This window comes from Vibrio fortis, assembly GCF_000695685.1.
GTDB lineage: Bacteria > Pseudomonadota > Gammaproteobacteria > Enterobacterales > Vibrionaceae > Vibrio > Vibrio fortis_A.
Genome location: NZ_JFFR01000027.1, coordinates 125,073 through 149,226, shown reverse-complemented (window position 1 = coordinate 149,226; position 24,154 = coordinate 125,073). Strand labels below are relative to the sequence as shown.

General features: G+C 46.3%; 18 protein-coding genes and 1 pseudogene. 1 reads left to right on the top strand and 18 read right to left on the bottom strand.

All coding sequences use genetic code 11. The features are described from left to right. Positions 1-152: 152 nt before the first annotated feature. From VFDL14_RS06305 to VFDL14_RS06360, 12 genes and pseudogenes are all read right to left on the bottom strand, one after another. Entirely contained in the window at positions 153-1,445 is a 1,293-nt protein-coding gene (locus VFDL14_RS06305) for an alpha/beta fold hydrolase (protein ID WP_032552403.1), read from the bottom strand. A 146-nt stretch (positions 1,446-1,591) separates the two neighbouring features. After that, entirely contained in the window at positions 1,592-2,851 is a 1,260-nt protein-coding gene (locus tag VFDL14_RS06310) for a sensor histidine kinase (RefSeq protein ID WP_032552402.1), read from the bottom strand. After that, a complete protein-coding gene (locus VFDL14_RS06315) occupies positions 2,852-3,550 on the bottom strand; it encodes a response regulator transcription factor (protein WP_152549267.1) in 699 nt (232 codons plus the stop codon). Positions 3,551-3,612: 62 nt separating this feature from the next. Then, positions 3,613-6,783: an efflux RND transporter permease subunit gene (locus VFDL14_RS06320; RefSeq protein WP_032552400.1), complete on the bottom strand. Its 3,171-nt coding sequence runs from the start codon at positions 6,781-6,783 to the stop codon at positions 3,613-3,615. A gap of 1 nt (position 6,784) precedes the next feature. Beyond that, positions 6,785-8,062, bottom strand: a complete 1,278-nt coding sequence (locus VFDL14_RS06325) for an efflux RND transporter periplasmic adaptor subunit (protein WP_084181898.1) — start codon at positions 8,060-8,062, stop codon at positions 6,785-6,787. After that, entirely contained in the window at positions 8,059-9,453 is a 1,395-nt protein-coding gene (locus tag VFDL14_RS06330) for a TolC family protein (protein WP_032552399.1), read from the bottom strand. The genes VFDL14_RS06325 and VFDL14_RS06330 overlap by 4 nt, the downstream gene beginning before the upstream one ends. A 243-nt stretch (positions 9,454-9,696) precedes the next feature. Next, positions 9,697-10,440 carry a DUF3726 domain-containing protein gene (locus VFDL14_RS06335; protein ID WP_032552916.1) on the bottom strand — a complete coding sequence of 248 codons (744 nt, stop codon included), beginning with the start codon at positions 10,438-10,440 and terminating at the stop codon, positions 9,697-9,699. 2 nt (positions 10,441-10,442) lie between these two features. Then, complete coding sequence (locus VFDL14_RS06340; protein WP_032552398.1) at positions 10,443-12,179, bottom strand: hypothetical protein; 1,737 nt, start codon at positions 12,177-12,179, stop codon at positions 10,443-10,445. A gap of 117 nt (positions 12,180-12,296) precedes the next feature. After that, positions 12,297-13,802: pseudogene (locus VFDL14_RS06345) on the bottom strand (BCCT family transporter); the annotation flags it as partial. Between the two features lie 267 nt (positions 13,803-14,069). Beyond that, complete coding sequence (locus VFDL14_RS06350; RefSeq protein WP_032552396.1) at positions 14,070-15,065, bottom strand: membrane dipeptidase; 996 nt, start codon at positions 15,063-15,065, stop codon at positions 14,070-14,072. 87 nt (positions 15,066-15,152) lie between these two features. Continuing rightward, on the bottom strand, positions 15,153-16,613 hold the full coding sequence (locus VFDL14_RS06355; RefSeq protein ID WP_032552395.1) for an aldehyde dehydrogenase family protein: 1,461 nt from the start codon (positions 16,611-16,613) through the stop codon (positions 15,153-15,155). 99 nt (positions 16,614-16,712) lie between these two features. Then, on the bottom strand, positions 16,713-17,111 hold the full coding sequence (locus VFDL14_RS06360; protein ID WP_032552394.1) for a RidA family protein: 399 nt from the start codon (positions 17,109-17,111) through the stop codon (positions 16,713-16,715). A gap of 158 nt (positions 17,112-17,269) precedes the next feature. Between VFDL14_RS06360 and VFDL14_RS06365 the strand changes: the two genes are divergently transcribed. Next, entirely contained in the window at positions 17,270-18,151 is an 882-nt protein-coding gene (locus tag VFDL14_RS06365) for a LysR family transcriptional regulator (RefSeq protein ID WP_032552393.1), read from the top strand. Between the two features lie 42 nt (positions 18,152-18,193). Here the strand turns inward: VFDL14_RS06365 and VFDL14_RS06370 are convergent, their stop codons facing one another. The 6 genes from VFDL14_RS06370 to pstC all read right to left on the bottom strand — a co-directional run bounded on the left by VFDL14_RS06370 (position 18,194) and on the right by pstC (position 24,092). Continuing rightward, a complete protein-coding gene (locus VFDL14_RS06370; protein ID WP_032552392.1) occupies positions 18,194-19,198 on the bottom strand; it encodes a S66 family peptidase in 1,005 nt (334 codons plus the stop codon). Between the two features lie 532 nt (positions 19,199-19,730). Continuing rightward, positions 19,731-19,916 carry a hypothetical protein gene (locus VFDL14_RS06375; RefSeq protein ID WP_235201746.1) on the bottom strand — a complete coding sequence of 62 codons (186 nt, stop codon included), beginning with the start codon at positions 19,914-19,916 and terminating at the stop codon, positions 19,731-19,733. A 174-nt stretch (positions 19,917-20,090) separates the two neighbouring features. Beyond that, positions 20,091-20,543 (bottom strand): hypothetical protein, encoded by a 453-nt coding sequence (locus VFDL14_RS06380; RefSeq protein ID WP_150869447.1) that lies wholly within the window; start codon positions 20,541-20,543, stop codon positions 20,091-20,093. After that, entirely contained in the window at positions 20,527-21,294 is a 768-nt protein-coding gene (gene pstB / locus VFDL14_RS06385; RefSeq protein WP_419177374.1) for a phosphate ABC transporter ATP-binding protein PstB, read from the bottom strand. The genes VFDL14_RS06380 and pstB overlap by 17 nt, the downstream gene beginning before the upstream one ends. 124 nt (positions 21,295-21,418) lie before the next feature. Then, positions 21,419-22,720 (bottom strand): phosphate ABC transporter permease PstA, encoded by a 1,302-nt coding sequence (gene pstA, locus VFDL14_RS06390; RefSeq protein WP_032552388.1) that lies wholly within the window; start codon positions 22,718-22,720, stop codon positions 21,419-21,421. Further along, positions 22,713-24,092: a phosphate ABC transporter permease subunit PstC gene (gene pstC, locus VFDL14_RS06395; protein WP_032552387.1), complete on the bottom strand. Its 1,380-nt coding sequence runs from the start codon at positions 24,090-24,092 to the stop codon at positions 22,713-22,715. The genes pstA and pstC overlap by 8 nt, the downstream gene beginning before the upstream one ends. Positions 24,093-24,154 lie beyond the last annotated feature (62 nt).

The window sequence follows — 24,154 nt, the reverse complement described above, 5'->3', positions numbered from 1 at the left end:
TATTTAAAATTAAGAACAACAAACGCCGACTTTTCCCCAACCCCCTTTTCCCCCTAACGGAATTAAAAAAAACGCTGCTAAATTTAGCAGCGTTTTTTCGTTGTCTGAGAAGAAACCTTTAAGCAAATAACAAGCCATTAAACAGCTGCAAGTTACTTTGGTAGATTCTCTATCGACTCAACCATTGTCATTAATTTATCTAGAATGCGTTCACCGTCTGCTCTGATACCATTGTGTTCGTATTCATTGGTGATCCACGCTTTCGAATTTGGGATCTTAGCCAGAGTTTCGCGGCTGTAATCAAGCTCAACGTACATATCATCTGCATACACTGCACACGCCATCGGCACTCTGTTTTCGCTAAGCTGTTTCGGTTCATATAAGCGAACCCAGTCTGACTTGTCAGCTAATAATTCAGCAGCTTGCTTTAACGGTTTTAGGGTTTCTAACTGGTCAAACATCCAAGGGTAAACCATTTCGCCGGTAAACCAGAACGCATCTCCTGTTTGGTAGTTAAAGTGCGGATATTCATCGCGAACACGGTGCGCTGACCATTGTGATGCCGTACCTTGACAGTAGATCGACTCATGCAAAATCGCATAAATAGGATTAGTGAGATAAGCCTGCTCTTGTTGCATCTGATTTAAGAAGCTGTAGCTCAGTTGCTTTTCTCCAGCCACATCAACAAAGGCATTTTCCAATGTGAAGTACATCGGCAAATTCGCCTCACCACCACCGAGATTAATGCCAATTAGCTGGAACTGCTCAACCGTGAAGATCTGACCATTCGGGAGGCGCACTTCATGAGTCAATAGATGATCTGCAATCTCACGACACAATGTTTGTGCTTGCGGGAACTGAGCGAAGAAGGCTTTGTTCTTATCTTCTACACGTTTGTAGGTCGCTCGATAGACATCGTCAGCCTCACGCTCAATTGATGGAATACCGCCTGTAACATAACAACGCAGTAAACTTTGAGGAAACAGAGAAAGGTAAGTCAGCGTACAAAAACCGCCAAAGCTCTGGCCGATTGTCGCCCACTGTTTGACACCAAATTGTTCACGAATAGCCTCAGCGTCACGCACAATGTTGTCAGCTCGGAAATGTGACAGGTAATCAGCTTGTTGTTCTGGATTAAGGTGAGCCAGTGTCTGATGGCTAATCACCGTGCTATTACCCGTGCCGCGCTGGTCTAGTAAGAGCACGCGGTACTGTTGTAGAGCGCGTTTTACCCAGCCCGATTCGCCACTCATTCTTGGGGAAGGAAAGCCCGGACCGCCTTGAAAGTAAACAAGCCAAGGTAAATCTTGATTGTCTTTTGTAAGATCCACCAACTCACGCGCAAACACCTGAATTTGTTGACCTTGTGGATTCTGGTAGTCGAGAGGAAGCTGAAAGTTATGTTGACGGTAGAGCGTCGTTCCATCAATGAATTGTGCCTGCACGCAAGTATCCTTTATCTGTGACTGATTAATTATCATTATATTAGAGTTTGAGCCTAACCTAGCTCAAGACTTCAAGATACTCGCAAGTCACCCTATAGGAAACTGTAAATCATCAATATTCGTAAAAATCTTTTACAGCCAGCCTGTTAACTCGTGAAAGTGACATCAACTCGCCAACCTTCAGGCGATTGCTGGGTTTGATAAGTCCACCCATATTGAGCGATAAGTCGCTGAGTCAGTTCCAACCCCAAACCAAAGCCGAGATCATCTCGTCCAATTTTGGGTTCCGTATTGCGGTTCACAATAGATAGCGTACTACTTGCTTGGGTAATCTCAACAATGCCATTTTCAGTGTGCTGAAAAGCGTTACGAATCAGGTTTGAAATGACAATTCGACACAAACCTTCGGGCAATTCCAACGTGGTTTGGTCAACGGTGGTGGTCACTTCCACTGATTTACCTTGTAGCAAATAGCCAAGCTCGCCGACTATCTGTTGGATACTTATTCCTAACGAGACTGGGTAACTAGGTAGATACTTCCCTTCCTGACGATTCAACCAGAGTAGTGTTTCGGTAAGGTCGGTCATGGTAAAGCCCGCGCGTTCGATGCGGTCGAGCACTTCGAGTTGTTTCTCTGCAGGCAGCTGCTTAGTAATCATTTTTCGCAGCAATTCAGAATTGGTTCGCGTAACCGCAATCGGTGTTCGCAGCTCATGGCTGGCATACCCAAGAAAACGTTGCTCTCGCTCCAAGCTCTCTTGTACCGAGCTTAAGCTAGATTTGATCAATTCCCCGAGTGCATTCAACTCACTGTAGTGAAAATTCGGGACAGGTTGAGTGAGCTGCTCTTTATCTAGCGCCTTTGCCCAATCTTTTAACTCTTCCACTGGCGAGGCTATTTTTCGCTGAACCAAAATCAATGCGATGAAAAAGAAGACGATGGCGCCAAGCCCAATAAAAATAATGTAGATAAACGGTGGCGGCTCGTTTTCAAACTTATCGTTCATATCCATATGTTTGAGCAGCAAAGAGATATAACGTGTTTCCCCATCTACGACGACTTTCATTGCGAAGTAACCCGCTTCAGGCTCAGAGATAATGGGTACGCCATCTATCCGTTTAAGAAGTTCATTCGGGATCAACTCTTCCGGGTTCAGGTTTTGCTGAATCTCTATCGGTAAGTCTTCCCACTTCGCCGCTAGCGTCACGTCATCAAACTGGACTGGTGCATCGTTTTCACCTAGTGGAAGCTCAGTAGCTTGTGCACGCATAAACTCCGTCATCGCGGTATCTAAACCCGCAAAGAAGTAGTGAATGCCGGTTATGGTTAGTACACCGATAGTGGCACTGCCAACAAACAGCATCGCGACGAGAAAATAGAGCCTGATACTCGGGCGGATCTTCATCTACGCGTCCTCATTAAGCTTGAATGCAAAGCCGTAGCCAGGAACGGTTTGAATAAGCTTGGTATCGCTTTTTCCATCGACTGCTTTTCGAAGGTTAAACATGTGAACCTTTAGGCTATTGCTGTCTGGCTGTTCATCTCCCCAAACAGCTTGCATCAGTTTTTCACGTGATACAGCATTTGGGCTCTCTCGCATCAAGCATTCTAGAAGTTTGATCCCGGTTGGCGATGCTTTAAGCGCCTTTCCTTGGCGAGTGGCGCTTTTATCTTGAAAATCCAACTCAACATCTTCAATGCGCAGCTTATTAACTTGTCCACTGCGACGACGAGATAAAACTTGAGTACGTACGATCAACTCTTCCATAGCAAAAGGTTTCACGAGGTAGTCGTCTGCACCTTTAGAAAAACCGGTCAGTTTATCATCGAGGGTATCACGGGCGGTTAGCATCAAAATCGGAACATCTATACCTTGAGAACGTATCTTTTCGCACACCTCTAGCCCATTGAGTTTAGGCAGGTTGAGGTCAAGGATGACGGCATCGTAGTGGTTAGTTTCGATAAGATTGTAACCGGACAAACCATTGGCTGCGTGGTCACATGATATATCTTCAAGTTCAAGGTAATCGATGACCGCCTTTGCCAAGTCGAGATCATCTTCAACCAATAGAAGTTGCAAATTGTTCACCCATCCCTCCGTCATTCTAAGAATAGCCCCACAAGCTTACTCGTGGGGCTAGATATGCATCATGTAATTGTAACGTACTACGCCAACTCTAGCTGATTTTCACTCTTAAAGAGCTTTTGTTTTACCTTGCTAATCAGCGTATTGGCATCATTTTGAATCAACAGCAGTGACGGTGTTAAAACCAAAGTGATAACAGTCGCAAACAAAATGCCGTAACCAAGAGCCGCTGCAGCAGGAATTAGAAACTGTGCCTGCATAGAAGTTTCACTCAACAGTGGCGCCAGACCTGCGAAGGTCGTCACCGAAGTCAGCAACACCGCTCGTAAACGCCCTGTGCAAGCCTGTTGAACAGCATCTTTGACACTCAATGACTTGTCTTTGATCAGTTCATTGAATCGTGAAACCAACAGTAAGCTGTCATTCACCACCACACCGCTCAATGCCAAGATACCATTCAGCGACAAGATACTCAGCGTCAGGTCGTTCAACCAGTGGCCTAAAATGGCACCAACAATACCGAATGGAATCGCCACCATGATGATCAATGGCTGCACGTACGACTTCAAGGGAATAGCCAGCAACGCAAAGATCATAATAAGCGCCAAAACAAAGGTCGATTGCATAGAATCCGTCGACTCTTGTTGCTGCTCTGCTTCACCAGTAAAGTCAATTTTCACCGTCGGATAGTCTGCATTGAGCTCTTTGACTATGCTGTTTTTCAGCTGAGCGACAAGCTCGTTCGATGCGACCTGATCTTTGTCGACCACTGCTGTGATGTACACGGCGCGCTGGTTATCAATACGGGTAATTTCAGACTGTTGGTAGTCCGAGTAGACCTTAGCAACCGTCGTCAATGGAACAACCGTACCATCTGGCGTTCTCACTTTTGACGCACCAATATCCGCAAGTGTTTGGCGATCTTCTTCTGGATAACGAACACGGACTTTCACTTCGTCTTTGCCGCGCTGAAAACGCTGAACAATATCGCCACCAAATGATTGCAACACTTGTTGCGCTAACGTTGCAGTATCCATACCTAGCGCTCGACCTTGATCCGTCAATTCAAAACGATACTGAGGTTCACCCAAGTCCAAGTTATCGTCAATGCCACTAACTCCAGCCACTGTTTGTAACTCGGCTTTGAGTTTATTCGCTGCTTCTTTCAATAACTCTTCGTCGTTGGCTTTCAGCTCGGCTTTGAATGCATCTACCATCTCCATCATTGATAGGACTTTGAGCTTTTTGACGCCTTCCATATTTTCAGAGTTTGCCAACCACACGTCAGCAAATTCGTTAGAGTCATAGGTCGCTTCACCGTCCAGTTCAATCGTCACTTTGCCCGACTTATCTTCCTCTGCAATCACCTGTACGCTTGAAATGCCCGACTCACCACCATGAATGGCTCGCAATTGTTTGTCCACTTCCAAAGCATTCGCTTCTAATTGAAGTAAGTTAGTTTGCGTTTGGCCAAAGCTACTATCGTTATACATGCTGATTTCAGCGGTAACAGTATCGCCAGCAATATCTGGGAAGAAGGCAACGCGTACGCTACCGGTAAATGGCATCCCAATAACCAGAATGAATAACGAGATAAAACCGAGAACGACCGCATATCGGAAGTTCAATGCTTGTTTAATCAATCGCTTGTAAACCTTGTTATTCACCCACTCTAAACCGTTATCAGCGCCTTGTTGAATTCGATTCCAAATCCCTTTTTTGTCTGAACGTTGAGTATTCACGTGCGCCAAGTGAGATGGCAAGATTAACTTAGACTCGACCAAAGAGAGCAGTAAACAGATGGCAACGACGGTAGCAAACTGAGCATAGATTTGCCCCATTTTGCCTTCAACCATAGCAATCGAAACAAACGCGACCACAGTAGTGAGCACACCAAATATGGTTGGCGCTGCCACCTTATGTGTACCTACAATTGTGCTCTTTAATGAGTCCCCTTCTGCTCTGCGCGTCGAGTAAATGCTTTCTCCGACAACTACCGCATCATCGACCACAATCCCGAGTGCCATGATGAACCCGAATGTAGTCATCTCATTGATTGTGAGACCCATAAATGAATCGGTCATAAAGAACAGAGTGCCACAGAATACAAATGGCAGGCTCGCCGCTACCCAGAACGCAACTCGGATGTTAAGAAACAGAGCCAAGACAATGAATACTAAGGCGATACCCGTTAGAGCATTTTTCGCCAGTAGAGACAGTCGTTCTTTAATCAGTGTGCTTTTGTCGTACCAACTCTCTATTTCAACGTTCTCTGGCAGTAAGTTACTCGATTTCCACGTTTCAACGACTTGTTCGGCCTGTTCAACGATGCTGATAACATCACTGTATTCATCCATTACAATCTGGATGCCAATCGAGTTCTGCTGGTTGTAACGAGACAGGCTGAAGGTATCCTCTTCAAACACATCACTGACTTTAGCAATATCGCCAAGTACGATCTGGCCACCATTGGCGGTGTTCAAGATAGGGATCGCTCTAAAATCTTGCAGCTCATACGCCTGATCCGACACTTTAAGACGAACCGTTTTATCGCCATTGCGTAAGCTCGTCGCAATGCTGGTTGATGATTCTGCGTTGATTGCGTCCGAAACATCCGTCAGCGTTAGATTATAAGCCTGCAGTTTTGCCTCATTAACCTCAACAGAGATCATCGGATCGATCTTAGCCTTAACCTCTAAATCACGAATCTGACTTTGACTCAGTAAATCCGCTTTTAACTGCTCTGCAAGGTCCTGCAAGGTAGCGCGGTCTGTATCGCCATAGAGCTGAACCCACAGAGCGTGTTCTTGCATTCGCGCTTTGTCGATAATTGGGTTGTCCGCTTCGGCTGGCAGATTATTGATTGCATCAACCTTAGTCTTCACGTCATCGAGCAAGGTATCAAGATCGTAGTTAGTCTCTTTCTCGATAGAAACGTGGCTGCCTGAGGAGTCAGAAGTCGACGTTATATGCTTAATGCCTGATACCGTCTCAAGTGCCTCTTCAATCTTCATCGCGATCCCCTCTTCCGCTTGAACGGGGTCACCACTGTCGTAGGTCACAGACACCGTGACGATGTCAGGTTCTAAGCTTGGGAATGCCTCTTTACGTAAGCTATTAATCGAGAATAAGCCCACCATGATAACGCCCAGCATCAGTAGATTTGCCGCTACGGAGTTTTGGGCAAACCACGCGATGATGCCTTTAGGCTTATACGCTAATTGCTGGTCGGTTGAAGGTAACGAACTCATATTAGCCCTCCTCTGACATCGTGCGATCTGAGGCTGAATCTAACTTACGTTCAACCATTTGAATGTCATTGCTCTCTTCGGCAACCGTTGGATTGACCTTCATACCCACTTTAAAATTGCTTAATGGACGCATAACCACTTGTACTGCGGTTTCACTGTTAACGGGTTCAACATAGATATGTTCATTGCGCTCAAACAACGTGGCTGCTGGTGACTTACTTAGCATGCCTTGTGAATCAACAGTCCAAATGTCACCTTGCTGAGACAAAGCAGAGGCGGGCAGTTGCCATAAGTTATCTACTTCAGCACCCGAAATAGTCGCAGTAACAAAGGTACCTGGGAAAAGCGGCTGAGCTTGTTCAAGCGGGTTATCGACAACCAATACTACTGAACGCTGACGCGTGTTCTGAGCGACGTATTGATAACTACGCTCGACTTCGGCTTGCCATTCAAAAGCGCCAGTGCTGTCAGTAATGGTCGCGTTCCAAGTGACATTGCCTTGTTGGTTGCCATCCTTCGCTGCTTTTGGCAGGTTCGCCCACTGCTGTTCTGACAAAGGAATTTCGATTTCAATACGGTCGGTGCTGTATAGCGTCGCAACGCTGCTGCCCGCGTTTAGATAACTGCCGGGCTGAATATCACGGCTGACGACAACGCTATCGAATGGCGCTCGAACTTCGGTATTCGATAAGTCTTGCTGTGCTTTGACCAAGGCTTGCTTAGCATTCGCTAATTTAGCTTGCGCACTCGCTAGCTGTGGTTCGCGAAGCACAAGTGGAGAGCTTGGTTCTCCTGTTAAACCAGAACGCTCCCATTCAGAGCGAGCTTGTTCGCCTTGTCTTTGCTCTTCTAATAACTCCTGAGTAGCAGTAGCAACATCTGACTTCGCTTGAGTCAGGGCTTGTTGGTAGGTAGTTGTGTCGATCTTAGCCAGCAGCTCACCTTCTTTCACGGTAGAGCCTGCTTCAAAACTACTAGACAACCACTCAACACGACCGCTCACTTCACTGGCAAAGGCAAGCTCGTAGCGGGGTTTTGTTTCGCCATAACCCACCACTTCAGCACGATAGCTGGCTGCGTCCGTTAACTGAACCGCAACCTGAGGAAGTGAACGTGTATCCAACGGTTGTTCACCAGCAATATCGAGTTTAGTTTGTGGCTGCGCTTGAGCGGCCTGAGCCATTTGGCTGCCGTTGTACGCAACTACAGCAAAAATAGAGCCCGCAGCCGCGACTGTGATAGCGAACGTAATTGCATTCTTTTTTAATGTGCTTTTCATGCTTTGTTTCCTAGATTTTCGACACCTAGGCCCAGTGCTAAGCCTAAATCAATTCGGTTAAGTAGACGTTGGTATGTGGTATTGGTGAGTTGAGACTCGACGTCATAGGCTTGCTGCTGAACGGTCAATAAATCGAAGATATCCACCAGCCCTTGACGGTATTTCTCTTCGTAGCTCACCACACTTCGTTTAGCACTCGATAGCGACGCTTGGAGGTGCTGCTGTTGCTCCGCCAATGAGCCTTCTTGCCCAATTGCGTTTTCCACCTCGTTAACAGCGGTTAGCAAGGTTTCTTGGTAAGCCCAGTAACTTTGCTCTGTCGTGAGTTCAGCAATCTCGGCATTGGTTTTCAGACGACCTCCTTGGAATAGCGGTGCAGATACCTGCCCTAACGCACTCCACAAAGGGTTGGCAAACAACGCTTCACTTGGTGTTTCAGCCATGTCTTTTAAGCTCGCAGAAAGACTGAACGATGGCAGCATCGCTTTATAAGCAGCATTGGTTCGTAGACTCTCGGCTTCAATATTGAAGAAGGCTTGTTGAAGATCTGGACGACCCGCTAGGTTTTGAACCGACATGTTTTCAAGTGGATTGAGAACATCAGGAAACGCTTGCGCGACATTGACGTCAGTAACCTTAGTATTCAACTCACCTGTTAACAGCAACAGGCTTCGTTTGCTCTGCGCTAGGTTTTCTTGATACTGAGCCACTGTGGCGCGAGTAGAAGCAGTGCTGGTTTTGGCGTTGTCGAGCTCCTCAAGTGTCCCTAAGCCGACTTGATAGCGGTCTAATACCAATGTTTCGTTGTTTTCAAGAATCGCTAAACGGCGCTGCTCAATATCCAGCAACTGTTGATTAACACTGATCTCTAGCCAACCACGCATAATGTTTGCAGCAAGAAGGTTGGTCGCGTTTTGGAGGCTAGCCTGAGATGCCGCAACATCTTTTCTAGATGCCGCGCTCACATCAGCAAGGCGTTGCCATAGATCTAGTTCCCAACTTACAGTGACATCAGCGTTGTAGCTCTCGTCACTACCTTCTGTTTTCTCACCTGAAAAATTGGCATTAGCCGTTGGCAATTGGTCAGCAAAACTCAACCCCTCTTGGGCATAGGCGATCTTGAGAGCCACAATGCTCTGCTGAAGACTTGGGTTCGCGCTAAACGCAGTCGTCAGGTACTGCTCTAGCTCAGGTACATTAACGAGATCGGTAATTAAGTTCGTTGTTTGTTGTGTCTGCTCTTCACCAGCTGTTTCTACTCGATTAAGTAACTGTTGAATGGACTCACTTTGTTGCTCTGTAGCCTGCGTTGAAAAGTCGGCTTCACTGGTTGTCGCACAACCCATAAGACCGGATAACATTATCGCAAGCACTGAATATCGAAACGTCATTGGTGCTGTCTCCCACTTAGATGCGGCTAAGATAGAGCAAGCAGGGTTAAGGAGGGGTTAACGCCTCAATACATTCATCAGAAAAATATATAGCTGAAAGGTTTAATACTGTTAGAGAAGAAAAAGAGCCTAATGCTGAGAGGGGACATTAAGCTCTTTGGTTATAAATCACGTCAAAACAAGTGACACCGTCACTAGTATTTCCAATTGGTTCCTAGAAAACAATGGAAGTAGCTTGCGGTTTTAAATGGTTTCCGGTTCTAACTCACCAGCCCCTTGGACAGATCGTTGGCTGTTTTCGACCAATATCGCTGTAGCCGTTTCTTTCAATATGCCCCACTCTTTTTCATCAACCTCAATACCATTTTGCCAAGCATTACTCTGACTTTCTGTGAGAGAAGAAGACGTTATGTGTTGCTCAAACCCTTGAGATAACGCATCCACATCGAAATCATGAATCGACAGCTCAATGGTCATATTGTGATAATCATCGGTATGAGGTGAGACTTCGTCTGACAGGAACAGCTCCGGTGCAACACAACCTCGGTTGAGAACATATAAGGTGCGCTTTGGATTCGATCCATTTGCCCAACTCGCAGTACAAGCGATACCCTTTGAAGCGAGTTTTACAAGCTCGCTATATGCCAACCATCGATTGTGACAGTTTAGAAGCTCAATTTTGAGCGCCTTTTTACCGACCATTTTTTCAATCGCGTAATCCATGATCACAGGTAAATGGCATGCAACGCTGCTTTTGTGCAGGTCAACCTCTACCGTATTATCACTGGTCACCGAAATAGCCACTGGCGTGTCAGACTCAAGTCCAATGTAGTTGCTTGCGTTGTTGAAGTGACGCACGCCGTCTAAACCCACCATCTGCAAATCAGCCACCATGTTGGCAACCACATCCGCTTCACCGCAGCAGCGACGCATACCAAGAAAGGCTTTGTTGACAGCCGCGACAAGTTCATTATGAGAAACGATCATCATTACTTATCCCCTTCAAAGTCAGTATGGTTAGCGGCGTTAGTATGGTGCGGTATTGATGAAGATGTTTGCTCTGGTAATAGTGGGAATAACCACTCATCTTCATGGATTTCATCCAATAGTGGTGCGCCTTGGAAGAAGGTCACGCGAACCCATCGGTCTGAGCGAGGGTCGAATTTAGTCGCGCCAAAAATCGCTAACTTACAGCGTAATAAGTGCATCGGCAGTGACGATTTGTGGAGTACGTTCATTTGAATGTCCCCCATCGCACTCTGCCCTAGTGACCAAACTCGTCTTGAAATCGCTCGATATTGCGGGTTCTGTACTAAAAACTCAGCCAGTGACAACTCCGGAGGGAATTGCAATAAAGCATGATACAGACGATAGGCTTGACGACCGATATCCAACGGCAGTTCACGCTCCTCGCCCGGCTCTTCTCCACGTACACCGAGTCTTGGCTCTTCTTTGTCTTGTGAGCGATACCAGAACCAGTAGTTGTTTTCTGCTTTGGTGAAATCTGTATTAATCGCCCAGCGGTATTTAGCCTCTAGAAGCACCAAAATATCCTGAACTTTTTTGCCGCTTGGGAGTGACAGCATCTCGCTACAGTTCATCTCATCTTGATGGGCATCCACTAAGTCTGGATAGAGCTCCATCAAGCAGGAAATGAGTATTTCTTGGGCTTCGAGACTCATACTTTGAGATTGAGTAACGAGCTGCTGCCATGTTCTGCATTTAGCCAGGTTTACACTCAACGACGCGTTAAACTCTTTTAGGTTAGTGACGACCTGTTGGTTTAGCCCTTGTTGGTGATCGTTAATGGTGATCACTTGCTCCAAATGGCAAATCGCCTTATTTATTAATTGCTCAAGTGGATACAGTTTTTCTTGTGATACCGATTGTGCCAACACATCAGCCAGCGCATGTTCACGCGTGGTCATCCATTGATCAACAATGCATGGGTGATTAATCAAATACGGCGCCATACCTAAGCCAGTCGCGTTACCAACACCAAGGTATCTCTGTAAACCTCGGTCAAGCTTCACCGCAGCATCGCCACCAGTTTGCTGTGCAAGGTAATGTACCCAGTCCAAGCTAAACTCACGCAGTAAATACACAGCACACATTTGAGCGCTAAACGACTGATTAAAGTCTGGGTTGTTTTCTAGGACTTTGAAATCCGCAATACCGAACTTGCCGTTGCCGTATACGGCTGTGGTTCTCAGTATGTAACCTACTTCTGCCAACTCAGCTGGTGTTGGCTGTTTGCCTTGAGCAAGATGGCTCACAATATGTTCGAAGACTCGGACACTCTTGTTGGCACGCGCTAGAACCAAAACATTATTTGGGTTACGGCCCGCTTCCTGCAGTGGAACATTTGCTCGAAGGCGTTCAAGAAGTGCTTGGTCGACATCACCAATAACCAGAGCGAACGTGACGTCCCACTTTTCAGCGATCACTCGATCATTACGCTCTTCATCTGCGATCTCATCACAGAAGACAACCAAGTGATAAACATGCGTTGGCGTCGCTAATTTGTAAATCACATGACCAAAGCCTCTCGAACATAATTGCCAATCGTGCTTAGTTACTTGCCATTGCTGTTGTGCCATTTTTCGAATCAGCGTTCTTACAAAGCTGATGCGAGTTTGGTGCATTGCGCCTAGCCTTTCTGGCGCCATAACACTCTCTGCGTTACGTAGTTCGGATTCAGTGTAGGTTGAACGATGTGCATCCATTTTGCTCACCACCTTTATAGTTATTTAGTATCACTAACCGTTCCCAGCCGAGGGTTAGTTTTCACGTTATTGAATGAATTGGGGCGAGCCTTTCGCCCCTAATTATTATTGTTTTGTTTATAGACCTTGCTCTTTTGCCATCTTGATTGCGATTTGTGGCGCATTCCAAAGTGATGGTAAAAGAATCAACGAAACTGGTACTGCAGTTATGACAATGAAAGATTGCAGTGCAGATATTCCGCCAGAGCCTAATGAGATGAGGATCAATGCCGTCACACCCATAGCCACACCCCAGAATGTACGAATGATGGCATTTGGCTCCGTCTCACCACTGATCACAACACTGATGGTGTACGTCATAGAGTCACCCGTCGTCACGATGAAGATCGTGGTTAGAATTAGGAACAAGATTGACACCAACATTGGCATTGGTAGCTGTTGCGTTACCGCCAGCAGTGCGCCCGGCAAGTTAAATCCTTCGAATGCCTTACTCACACTACCTGGGTCAGCAATTTCAAACGCTAGACCAGAGCCACCTACGATGGTGAACCAGAAGCAAGTTACCAATGGCGCTACAACACTAATCGTCGTTACAATCTGGCGAATATTTCTACCGCGTGAAATACGGGCAATAAAGATTGCCATCATTGGTCCATAGCCTAAGAACCAACCCCAGAAGAACACCGTCCACCAGCTCAACCAGCCTTCATCACCACGGTAGGTCGCCATTGGAATGAAGTTGTCCAGCATGCTACCAACGCCTTGGATGTAGCCATTGAAGATAAAGTTAGTTGGACCAAACAGTAGGATGTAGACCATCAGTGCCATCGCAAGAATCACGTTGTAACGACTCAGCAATTGCATACCACGGTTTAAGCCACTCAGCGCAGACAGCGTATATAGAGCAATAGCAAAAAGGATGATGATCAATTGAGTTGTAAAGCCATCAGGTATCTCAAACAAGGCATTCAATGCGTAGCTAACTTGTAGCCCTAAGAAGCCAATTGGGCCGATGGTTCCCGCCGCAACCGCAACAATACAACAAGCGTCAATCAGTGCCCCTGTATGCCCTTTTAGCGCTCGCTCACCCAGCACTGGGTAAAGTAGGATGCGTGGTTTCAATGGCAAACCTTTGTCGTAATGAAGGTGCATCACCACAATAGAGGTTAAACTACCGACAATCGCCCATGCCAAGAAGCCCCAGTGCATAAAGGATTGAGATAGCGCATTAACCGCGCCTTGCTGTGCACTCTCTTGCGCGCCATACAAAGGCGGTGGACTTACATAGTGCGCGATAGGTTCTGCTGCTGCCCAGAACACGCCACCACCAGCAAGCAGTGTACAAAAGATGATTGCCATCCAGCGGAAGCCGTCCATCTCTGGCTTATCTGTTCCACCAAGAACTACCTTGCCTGTTCGCCCTGCCGCCAAGCCAAGACCAATAAGAAAAGTAAGCAGAAGGAGCAGCTGCCAATATGGGCCAAAGACTTTCACTGACCATGCAAAGCCGCTGTTTACAAGGCTAGATAAGAGTTCTCCATCATAAAGCGCTAGAGCAACAAACAGTGCGATGAAGCCGCCGCTGTACCATAGAGCGGGGTTACTCAACCCTAATTTGTCGTTGTTTACGTCCTTAGTACTGTTCGCTGTATTCGAATCTGACTTCTGTTTGTCTTTCTTCGACGAGGCATTCATGCTCGCCGCTTCCAGACCATTCGGTTTCACGCTATTGGTTAAATCAGACATACTCTGACTCCAGAGGTTTCTTTGCAGCTCTCATAACGATGATGGCTGCAAACGGTGTATTTAACACCTGCCCTGTTATTGTTGTCTTGGGCAGGCTAGTCCATGTTTAGGCCTATCTGGTATAAGGTTTCCTTTTGTTTCGTCCTACTCTTTAGCCAGCGGCTCTAAGCCGTCACTTAAGAAGTTAAACCAGTTTTCACCTAGTATTTTTCCGGCCTCGGCTTCACTAAAGCCGTGACTCATCAAACCGTTATAAATGTTTTCCATGCCAGTGCTTCCACAGAACCATGGCAGTGCGTCTGGCCAGCCAGAATTGCTAGCAGAACCCTCTCCGTAATCCATCGCCTTTGACCAGCGACCATTGCGCATCCACTCCAGAACCGATTGAGGTTGGTTCAAACACAAGTCACTACCGATACCTAAGTGCTCAACGCCCACCATGTCTGCTGTTTTTGCGACCATTTGGCAAAAATCTTCAAGCGTACATTGGCTGCCGTTTGGTAAGTGGAATGGGTATAAGCTAAAGCCAATCAAGCCGCCGCGTGCGGTTAGCGCTTTGATCACCTCATTGGATTTGTTTCGCAATGCATCGTGAGCAAACGTTGGATTAGCATGACTAATACAGATTGGACGCGAAGAGAGGTCGATCGCTTCAAGCGTTGAGCGCTCGGCGCTATGTGACATGTCGATGATCATCCCGACACGGTTCATCTCTTCAATCGCTTGCTTACCAAAACGAGTAACACCCGTATCGTGCTGCTCATAACAACCGGTCGCTAATAGACTCTGGTTGTTGTAAGTCAACTGCATGATCAAAAGCCCTTGCTGGCGCATTACTTCAATCAAACCAATTTCATCGTCGATTGGTGAACAGTTCTGAGCGCCCATAAAGATGCCAACCTTGCCAAGCTGCTTGGCTTTTTCGACATCCGCCATTGAGTGGATTGGCATGATAAGGTCAGCGTTTTGTTCAAACCTTAGGTTCCATTCAGCAAAGCGAGTCAGAGTTTCACGCGCGTTCTCGTGATAGACAATCGTTGCGTGTACTGCAGTAATGCCGCTGGCTTTCAATGTTTGAAAATATTCTCGATCCCAATTGCAGTACTGTAATCCATCGATAACTATTCGTTGCTGGTACATAACCACTCCTGTTGAATAACTCAAAATCGAACGTTTGACTCAGCCCGAGCCACACTCGGGCTTCGTCCTTGTTCAGTGACAAAGGCGTTAGTAAGGGCGCTGATACGCAGTTTTAACCACGGTGTAGAACTCTTTCGCATACTGACCCTGCTCACGAGGACCAAAGCTAGACTCTTTACGTCCGCCAAATGGCACGTGGTAATCCGTGCCGGCTGTTGGTAGGTTCACCATCACACACCCGGTTTGCGCTTGCTCTTTGAACATCGCGCTAGTACGCAGACTTTGAGTAATGATGCCGCCAGTTAGGCCAAAGCGTGTATCGTTGGTCGTAGCGATCGCTTCTTCTAAATCTGCTACGCGAATAACGCTAGCCATCGGAGCAAACACTTCTTCTTGGTTCACTTCCCAGCTGTTTTGGGTATTCAAGAAAAGCGTTGGCGACATGTAATAGCCTTCGTGTTCGAGGTTTAATCGCTCTCCACCGAAAGCCAATTCCGCGCCACTTTGACGTGCCTTTTCAATCCACTCGAAGTTCGCTTCTAGCTGTTTTCCATCAACCACAGGGCCCATGAAAATGCCATCTTTAAGTGCGTGGCCTACTTTGAGTTCGCTCATACGTTTAATTAGTGCTTCAACGTATTGATCGTGGATGCTATCCATCACCACAAGACGAGAAGAAGCCGTACATTTCTGACCTGCACCTGAGAATGAACCAGCAATGGTTGCTTCAACCGCCGTCTGGATATCGGCATCGTCTGCGATAACCAGCGCATTCTTTGAGCCCATTTCCAATTGGCAACGAACGAAGTTCGGCGCTGTCGCGGCAGCGACTTTACGACCGGTATCTACTGAACCGGTGAAGCTCACACCATTTACATCTTTTGAATGAATCAGTGCGTCACCCACTGTTGAGCCGCTGCCTAGTACAAGGTTGAATGTACCCGCTGGAATGCCTTGGCGGTGAATGATCTCAGTTAATGCAACCGCACTCGCTGGCGTTAAATTCGCTGGCTTCCAAATAACGCTGTTACCAAAAGCCAGTGCTGGCGCAATTTTCCAAGCTGCAGTCGCAGTCGGAAAATTCCAAGGAGAGATAATGGCGATAACGCCAACGGCTTCACGAGTCACTTCAACGGAGACCCCTGGACGGACGGAAGCTGCGTTATCACCAATTTGACGAAGTACTTCAGCAGCGAAGTACTGGAAGAACTGACCTGCACGATAGATTTCGCCACGGCCTTCAGCAAACGGCTTACCCTCTTCACGAGAAAGTAACGTTCCAAGCTCGTCACAGCGCGCAATCAGCTCATCACCGATCGCCTGTAGAACAGCTTGCTTGCGCTCAATTGGCGTTTTTTCCCATTCAGGTTGAGCGTGTTTTGCTGCCGAGATAGCCTGTTGTACTTGTTCAGAGCTTGCTTGCGCGAAATCGCCAAGGTTTTCTGAAATATCGGAAGGGTTGATGTTCGAAACAGTACTCACGCCTGCTTGCCATTCACCACCAATATAGAGTGCATTTTCTGCTTGAACATTGTTTAGTTGAGTCATCATTCTATCCTTGTCACGTCTTAGCGACTGTTGAGTCTGGTCGCTCTGTATTGATTCAATAATTAGGTTGTGTTCGTTTCATTTAACCAGGGCTATGCCTTATGCCTGTGGCGAAGCAGACGCATACACGACAAATTCCACTAGCATCTCTTCTCTTGCGAGACCTGCCACAACCATCGCTGCGCGGTTTGGATATGGCGCTTCAAAATGCTCAGCATAGATAGCGTTAACCGTTTTCAGGTATTCACGGTCGGTCACGTAGATCAGCACCTGAAGCACTGAGTCCAATGACTCTCCTGCGCACTCCAGTGTGTGTTTTAGATTGTTAAAAGTTTGTCGCGTTTGAGCTTCAATACCACCTTCAACGACCGCACCCGTATCATCAATTGGGATTTGAGCGGTATAAAGAGTACCGTTGTTAACAATTGCCCACTCTAGAGGCGCTTTAGAGGCAAATAGTTCCGTTTTTACTGGCTGTTTTTTAGTTTGTGCGTTCACGTTTCAATCCAACTTTGTAACAACTTTGTTTCAAGATGGTTAAATATTGCACCTTGACGCCTGATAAATCTAACGGTAAATTTCGTGCATTTGATAAATAAAACTTATCACCATGCACAAAGTAAGGTGAAACAAGGGATTGAGAAGGATTCAAACGGATGAGTATCAAACTGCAGCAGTTAAAACATTTCGTTTTTGTGGTCGAGGAAGGGGGTTTTAGAGCCGCAGCGAACCGTGCCAACCGCTCTCAAGCAGCGCTATCAACATCGATTAAAGAGTTAGAGAAGATACTCGGACAACCCCTGTTTGAAACAGGCAACAAGTCAACTCTGACGCCATTTGGCGAAATATGTCTACCTAAAATTATTCAGTTTTTGAATGTTTATAAAGCACTAGATAATGACTTACGCGCCGCGGCGGCAGGTCAGCAAGGAAGAGTAAGGATTGCCAGCGTTCCCTCTGTAGCCGCAAAATTAATCCCGAGTGTGCTGGGAGCATTCTGTGAGCAATACCCGAATGTTGAAGTGAGTTTAATTGACGATAATGCGGCTGGCGTAGAAGCAAGACTATTGTCTGGAGAGGTTGATGTCGCGCTAGGCAACAGCTCAAGCCTCGATGAAGACACTATCGATTTTACTCCATTGATCTCAGACCCGATCGGTGTCGTCTGTTTGAAAGACAATCCAATAGCCAGTCAACCAGAAGGAATAGAGTGGCAGACTTTGCTTCAACAACCCTTTATCAGAAACGGCACATGTACCCTACTCGATCCTACTCCGGCGCGAACGCTCAGTGAACAAGCACTCTATTCGGTAGAAAACATCACGTCCCTATTTTCGGTACTTGAGCTTGGGATTGGAGTAACAACGTTGCCAAAACTTGCCTTCCCAACTAACGAAACCCGTTTAACTTGGATTCCGTTGATCGATCCGCCGTTAAAGCGCCAGATTGGTATATTCAGATTGTCAGATAGGACGATTTCTCCGCAAGCACAAGCCTTTCATGACTTGTGCGTGCAGTATTTGAAGGTAAACCAATAACGGTTTGCTGATTGAAAGGGTTGATGGGTTAAATCTATTAGCTTAATCGCGGTTCAACCAATCGCCCGAAATCGAAATAGAGTGCTGATCGAAATCTATCTTACAGCTCGATCCTAATGGCAAAGTGAACATTGGATGAGTATGACAGCAATCGAAGCCCGATAAGATCGGCACTGCTTGACCATTTAACACTTCTAACAATACGTCTAGTGGTGTGCGGCCTGTTCCTCTGTCATTGAAGAGCTCATGCTTGCCGAGCACAATTGCAGACACACGGTCGAAAATGCCGCACGCCTTGAGTAGTGAAAAAGAACGCTCTACCGTTTCAATTCCAAGCATGCAATCTTCAACCAGCAAAATATCGCCCTGCTTAATCTCTGGCATGTATTCACTACCCCAAATGGCCCCCATGGTATTGAGGTTGCCACCGATAATGCGCCCTTCAACAACGCCCGAGCCTAAAAATTGCCATTCGTTCTGATAAACCGGTTTTGCTTTATCTTGGGTTTCCCATTCCGCTCTAAAGTCTGTCCAAACCGCAGGCATTTTATAAGTATGCTGATCAAGGTCTTGGCATAGAATTTCGTGGAACGATGCGAAGGTTTCCTCAACCAATGGCGCAAATTCACCAAATGAAGCCACCAAGGCTGGGCCGTAAAATGTTGGTATACCGGTCTTAGCATGGATCCCGAGCAGTAGCGCAGTGACATCGGAGTAACCGATGATCACCTTAGGATCATTTTTCAACGCTTCATAATCAATATAGGGAAGCAATGCATTACTGTTGTTGCCGCCAATGGTAGACATAATGCAGCGAACACTTGGATCTCGAATCAGCGCGTTTAACTCCTCTACACGCTCCTGAATTGACCCAGAGCGATACCCATCAGATTTGCCCGTGAGCTGACCTGCCACTAATTCAAATCCCTTGCTTACAAGAAACTGTTTTGCTCTTTCAAAACGTTTCGGTGCAAACACCGTTGCTGGAGATGACGGAGAAAAAAACGCGATCTTATCGCCTCGCTTTAAAGGTTTTGGTAGCAACATTTCGATTTCCTTATTATTTTTATTCAATAGCCATAAACTAAGCTATTGAAATATAGAGAGGATTTCAACATATAAAACGAAATTCAGTTTAACGTTTGAGATGTAAACTCAAAGAGACACATAAAGAGTAGAACGTAAAAGTCGCACTACGAACCATGAAAGGAAAAAGCCACTAATTATCGCTTAAATTTTACGCACATATATACGTATGTACTACAATGTATATACATCAATAATACATAGTAAAGAGGTAGGTATGAAACAATTAAAACTGTTGACTGAAAACCATGAGCAACCCGTATTTGGCCTGTTAGAGCGTATCAGTATCGTTGCACTTGTGATTGTCGCTACGCTTTTCACTATGGCATAACCAAACTCTGAGTACCTAAAGGGAAAAGAATGTTTATGGAAGCTTGTTTTAGAGGTTGCGAGTCAATATCTAGATTCTGACTTATCAGGGGGAACGCCTAGATAGTGGGATTGAGATAAACCGCGGTTGAACATCACGCTTGAACTGAGTGAGCGGCGAAAACTACTGCGGTTTTTCATTTTCTGATTCATGATCCGCTACGAAACGTTTGATGAACTGCCTAATCTCACGTGCAGCAGAGGTATCCATGTCATCACAAAGTGAAATAAAGTTATCTTTTAACTCACTGTTAATTCTGATGATCAACTGGCTATCTTTAGCGTTCGCTTTGTTCTTCTTAGTGGCCATCACTGCGCACCCTAGATACTCGATTTGATTAGTTCGATTCTAAGACACACAAGGGCAGAGAGCCAATGCGAATCGTATATTCGATGTATATACATGATCCGGCTCTACAATTTGTTACAAATGGAAAGTCACAGCGTGACCAGATAACAGCGCTAAGTCACAGAAAACCTTAGCTTATCCGTACATGTAGCGTGACATAAAGAAGTTCACATTCTCAATAACAGCATCGTACTCATCTTCTGTTTTCTCTACATCCCAAAACAGCAGTTTGTCGTACGTGGGCATCGGCGAAACCATTTGGATGGCATTCAAGCTCACTGTGATTAATAGGTCGTAGTGACCAGCGCTAAAATCACCCTCTACTTTTTCAAGGCCCCCAAAAGTCTGCACGCTTGCCCTTTCTCCAACGGCAGAGGTTGGAATCGAATAGCAGACAATATCAAAATGCCCATAGCACTTAATATCCAGCTGCTGAGCTGCAAAAAGAGCAAGGTCATTACTGGTATCCCCCAACACAAAAATTCTTTTACGTTTTAGAGGTGCCGTTGTTCGGCCCGATAAGGCAGAGCGTTTTACTCTGCCATCCAGTTTGTTACTTCGTCCAATCGTATTACCCAAAGCGGCCACTGATATAGTCCCTAGTCAAACGGTGTTGTGGATTATGAAACACTTCCTTGGTCTCATTCACTTCAATTAAGTCACCCAAGTGGAAGTATGCGGTGCGGTCAGAAACGCGCAAAGCCTGCTGCATGGAGTGTGTGACAATCACGATACTGAACTGTTTTTTGAGATCATGTATCAGTTCTTCAATAACTTCTGTCGCAATCGGGTCAAGTGCAGAACAAGGCTCATCCATTAAGATTACTTCGGGACTAATCGCTATCGTACGAGCAATACACAAGCGTTGTTGCTGGCCGCCAGAAAGCCCTGTCGCTGGGTGGTCGAGACGGTCTTTCACCTCATCCCATAAACCCGCTTTAGTGAGCGACTCTTCAACCACTAAATCCATATCAGATTTCTTCTCGACCAAACCATGTAAACGAGGGCCGTAGACAATGTTGTCGTAGATAGATTTAGGGAATGGATTTGGTCTTTGAAACACCATGCCCACTTGAGAACGAAGCTCTACAATCTCTTGCTCTTTGCCGTAGATATCTTGGTTATCTAAAGTGATGCTGCCGTTAATCACGCAACCGTCTACGGTATCATTCATGCGATTGAGACAGCGAAGAAAGGTCGACTTACCGCAGCCCGACGGGCCAATCATAGATAAGACTTCGCGTTCGCCAATGTCTAAACTGACATTTTTGATCGCCTGCTTTTGTCCATGGTCGTAAAACACATCAACATTGCGCGCTGACATACGCGCTTGGTCGATAAAAGGCAAACCGACGGTCTCTCTCGATTCATCGATACGATGATGAACCGAATTTGCTGCTTGGACTTCAACTTGCAGTTGGCCAGATAAAGTTTGAATATTTTCAGTCATTTGAGAAGCACTCCTACCAACGGCGTTCTAAACGTTTACGCAGTAGTACCGCGCATGAATTCATAAAGGCTAAGAAGAAAAGTAAAACCATGATTGCGCCAGAGGTGTTCTCCGCGAAGCCTTTTTCTGGGTTTTCAGCCCACAGATAGATTTGTACAGGCAAAGCACTGGCGGCATCGAACGGCCCTTGTGGCACATCGACAATAAAAGCGACCATTCCAATCATGATTAGAGGCGCCGTCTCACCCAGAGCTTGCGCCATACCAATAATGGTTCCCGTCAACATCCCAGGCATCGCCAATGGCAAAACATGGTGTGTTACCGATTGCATCTTCGACGCCCCTACTCCTAACGCAGCGTCCTTAATGGAAGGAGGCACAGCTTTAATGGCAGCGCGACTAGAGATGATGATAGTAGGTAGCGTCATCAACGACAGAACTAAGCCACCAACAATTGGCGCCGAGCGAGGCAGTTCCGCGACATTTAAGAAAATAGCCAAACCAAGTAAACCGAACACGATCGATGGAACAGCCGCTAGGTTGTTGATGTTAATCTCGATCATGTCAGTGATTTTGTTCTTAGGTGCGAACTCTTCTAAGTAAGTCGCAGCTGCAACCCCAATTGGGAAACTGATACAGAAGCAAACAAGTAAGGTATAAAACGACCCAACCATGGCTCCCCAAATCCCCGCCAGTTCGGCATCTCGACTGTCACCGTTAGTGAAGAAGTTCTTGTTAAAAACCGTTCTAACTTTGCCTTGGCTTTCAAGTTGCTCAAACCAAGCAATCTGGTTGTCTTTAAACTTTCGCGAATCTTCTGGGATGGAGGAATCGACATTACCTTTGTTGTATTGATTCGACAGATCGCCTGCCAATGCCCAGTAGGTAATTTCACTACCTACCAAAGAGGGATTTTCTACAACCCGATCACGCAAGTCATACTCTGCCCCTCGAGAAATGAAGGAATACAGAGCTTTACGCTCTTTTCGACCGTTGACTTCAATTTCCTCTCTGAGCGCGTTACGCAGAGCTTTCATGTAGTTCGCACTGAACAACTCCGTTTCGTCTGGTGATTCATTGATAAGCCCCAGAGTGTCATGATCTAAACTGACCTGCAGCTTGATCTCCGTGGTGTAGAAAGCGGTGTAACCCTGAGAGGTGATAGACGCAATTAAGATTACGAGGAACATGATCGCGGAGCTGATAGAAACAATACCGTACCAACGAAAGCGCCCTTCTTTCGATTTCCTTTTCGCTAAGCTTGCCTTTACTTTGGCCTTCTTAGTCTTTGATATTTCATTTAAGACACTAGTCATATTGTTCTCGATATTTCTTAACGATGCGTAACGCAACAAAGTTCAGCACCAGCGTCACCACAAACAGAGACAGCCCCAGTGCAAATGCCGCTAAGGTTTTCGGGCTGTCAAACTCTTGATCACCAACCAGTAAAGTAACAATCTGAACGGTTATGGTGGTTACTGATTCGAGTGGATTTGCCGTGAGGTTTGCAGACAAGCCCGCAGCCATCACTACAATCATGGTTTCACCAATCGCGCGTGATACAGCCAATAACAAGCCGCCTACAATGCCCGGAAGCGCTGCTGGAAGAACGACATTTTTAATGGTTTCAGACTCTGTTGCCCCAAGGCTTAACGAACCATCACGTAATGATTGCGGCACGGCAGTAATCACGTCATCAGAAAGAGAAGAGACAAACGGAATGATCATAATGCCCATAATTAAGCCTGCGGCTAATGCACTCTCGGACGACGCCGAAGTCAGACCCACAGCGTGGGCCGTATCGCGAATCATTGGCGCGACGACTAAAGCAGCAAAGAAGCCATAAACAACGGTTGGAATGCCCGCTAGGACTTCAAGAATAGGCTTAGCAACACTTCTTACTTTTGGTGAAGCGTACTCAGCAAGATAGATTGCACTCATCAAGCCAACAGGCGCCGCTATACACATAGCGATAGCGGAGATCATAAGTGTGCCGACCAACAGCGGTATAAAGCCAAAAGCACCACTTGCACCTTGTTGGTCTTCGCGTAGGGCCACTTGTGGCGACCACTCCAAACCAAAAATAAAATCGGTCACGGGTACGATATTGAAAAAACGGATCGCCTCAAACAGTACCGACAGTACGATGCCCAAAGTGGTAAGAATCGCGATGATCGAACAAATAATCAGAAACAGCTGAAGAATGTTTTCAACATAAACACGCGCTTTCACTTTTGGTCTAACGAGTTTTAGACCTAGGACTAACCCCGCAAAAGCGATCGCAATCAACGTTGCAAAGCGAATATTGTTACCCGACTCCATCACGTAGCTGTAGTAGCGAGAAGCTTCAATTAACCATCTTTTGTCTGTATCCGTAATACCATCCGCGACGTGCTTTATCTGGCTAAACAGTAGAGATGGCTCTGTACCACCAGTAAGTACACTGCGTGGTAGGTTTGACATCACCATAGACTCAACAATCGTTGGGTAGAATGCACTCCAAACCGCGAAAATGATCAGTGCAGGAATAGCTGACAGCATTGCCGCTAATGTCGCATAGTATGAGGGTCTAGAGTGGAGGTATCTTAATCCACCGTTTGAATGAGCCAATTGTCTGGAGCGACTCTTAGTTACCATATAGGCAAGCGTTGAGATACCGAACAACAAGATCACAAGCAAAGAATTCATAGGGCCTCTGAAAATGAAAACGGGGTAACCTATTGGCTAGGCACCCCGTGATTTCGACAAGA

Coding starts and splice junctions, on each gene's coding strand:
- VFDL14_RS06320 (WP_032552400.1), bottom strand. CDS start 6,783: ATGAGTTCGTTACCTTCAACCGACCAGCAATTAGCGTATAAGCCTAAA.
- VFDL14_RS06375 (WP_235201746.1), bottom strand. CDS start 19,916: ATGGCCACTAAGAAGAACAAAGCGAACGCTAAAGATAGCCAGTTGATC.
- VFDL14_RS06335 (WP_032552916.1), bottom strand. CDS start 10,440: ATGATCGTTTCTCATAATGAACTTGTCGCGGCTGTCAACAAAGCCTTT.
- VFDL14_RS06315 (WP_152549267.1), bottom strand. CDS start 3,550: ATGACGGAGGGATGGGTGAACAATTTGCAACTTCTATTGGTTGAAGAT.
- VFDL14_RS06350 (WP_032552396.1), bottom strand. CDS start 15,065: ATGTACCAGCAACGAATAGTTATCGATGGATTACAGTACTGCAATTGG.
- pstC (WP_032552387.1), bottom strand. CDS start 24,092: ATGAATTCTTTGCTTGTGATCTTGTTGTTCGGTATCTCAACGCTTGCC.
- VFDL14_RS06355 (WP_032552395.1), bottom strand. CDS start 16,613: ATGACTCAACTAAACAATGTTCAAGCAGAAAATGCACTCTATATTGGT.
- VFDL14_RS06365 (WP_032552393.1), top strand. CDS start 17,270: ATGAGTATCAAACTGCAGCAGTTAAAACATTTCGTTTTTGTGGTCGAG.
- VFDL14_RS06325 (WP_084181898.1), bottom strand. CDS start 8,062: ATGAAAAGCACATTAAAAAAGAATGCAATTACGTTCGCTATCACAGTC.
- VFDL14_RS06330 (WP_032552399.1), bottom strand. CDS start 9,453: ATGACGTTTCGATATTCAGTGCTTGCGATAATGTTATCCGGTCTTATG.
- pstA (WP_032552388.1), bottom strand. CDS start 22,720: ATGACTAGTGTCTTAAATGAAATATCAAAGACTAAGAAGGCCAAAGTA.
- VFDL14_RS06370 (WP_032552392.1), bottom strand. CDS start 19,198: ATGTTGCTACCAAAACCTTTAAAGCGAGGCGATAAGATCGCGTTTTTT.
- VFDL14_RS06340 (WP_032552398.1), bottom strand. CDS start 12,179: ATGGATGCACATCGTTCAACCTACACTGAATCCGAACTACGTAACGCA.
- VFDL14_RS06310 (WP_032552402.1), bottom strand. CDS start 2,851: ATGAAGATCCGCCCGAGTATCAGGCTCTATTTTCTCGTCGCGATGCTG.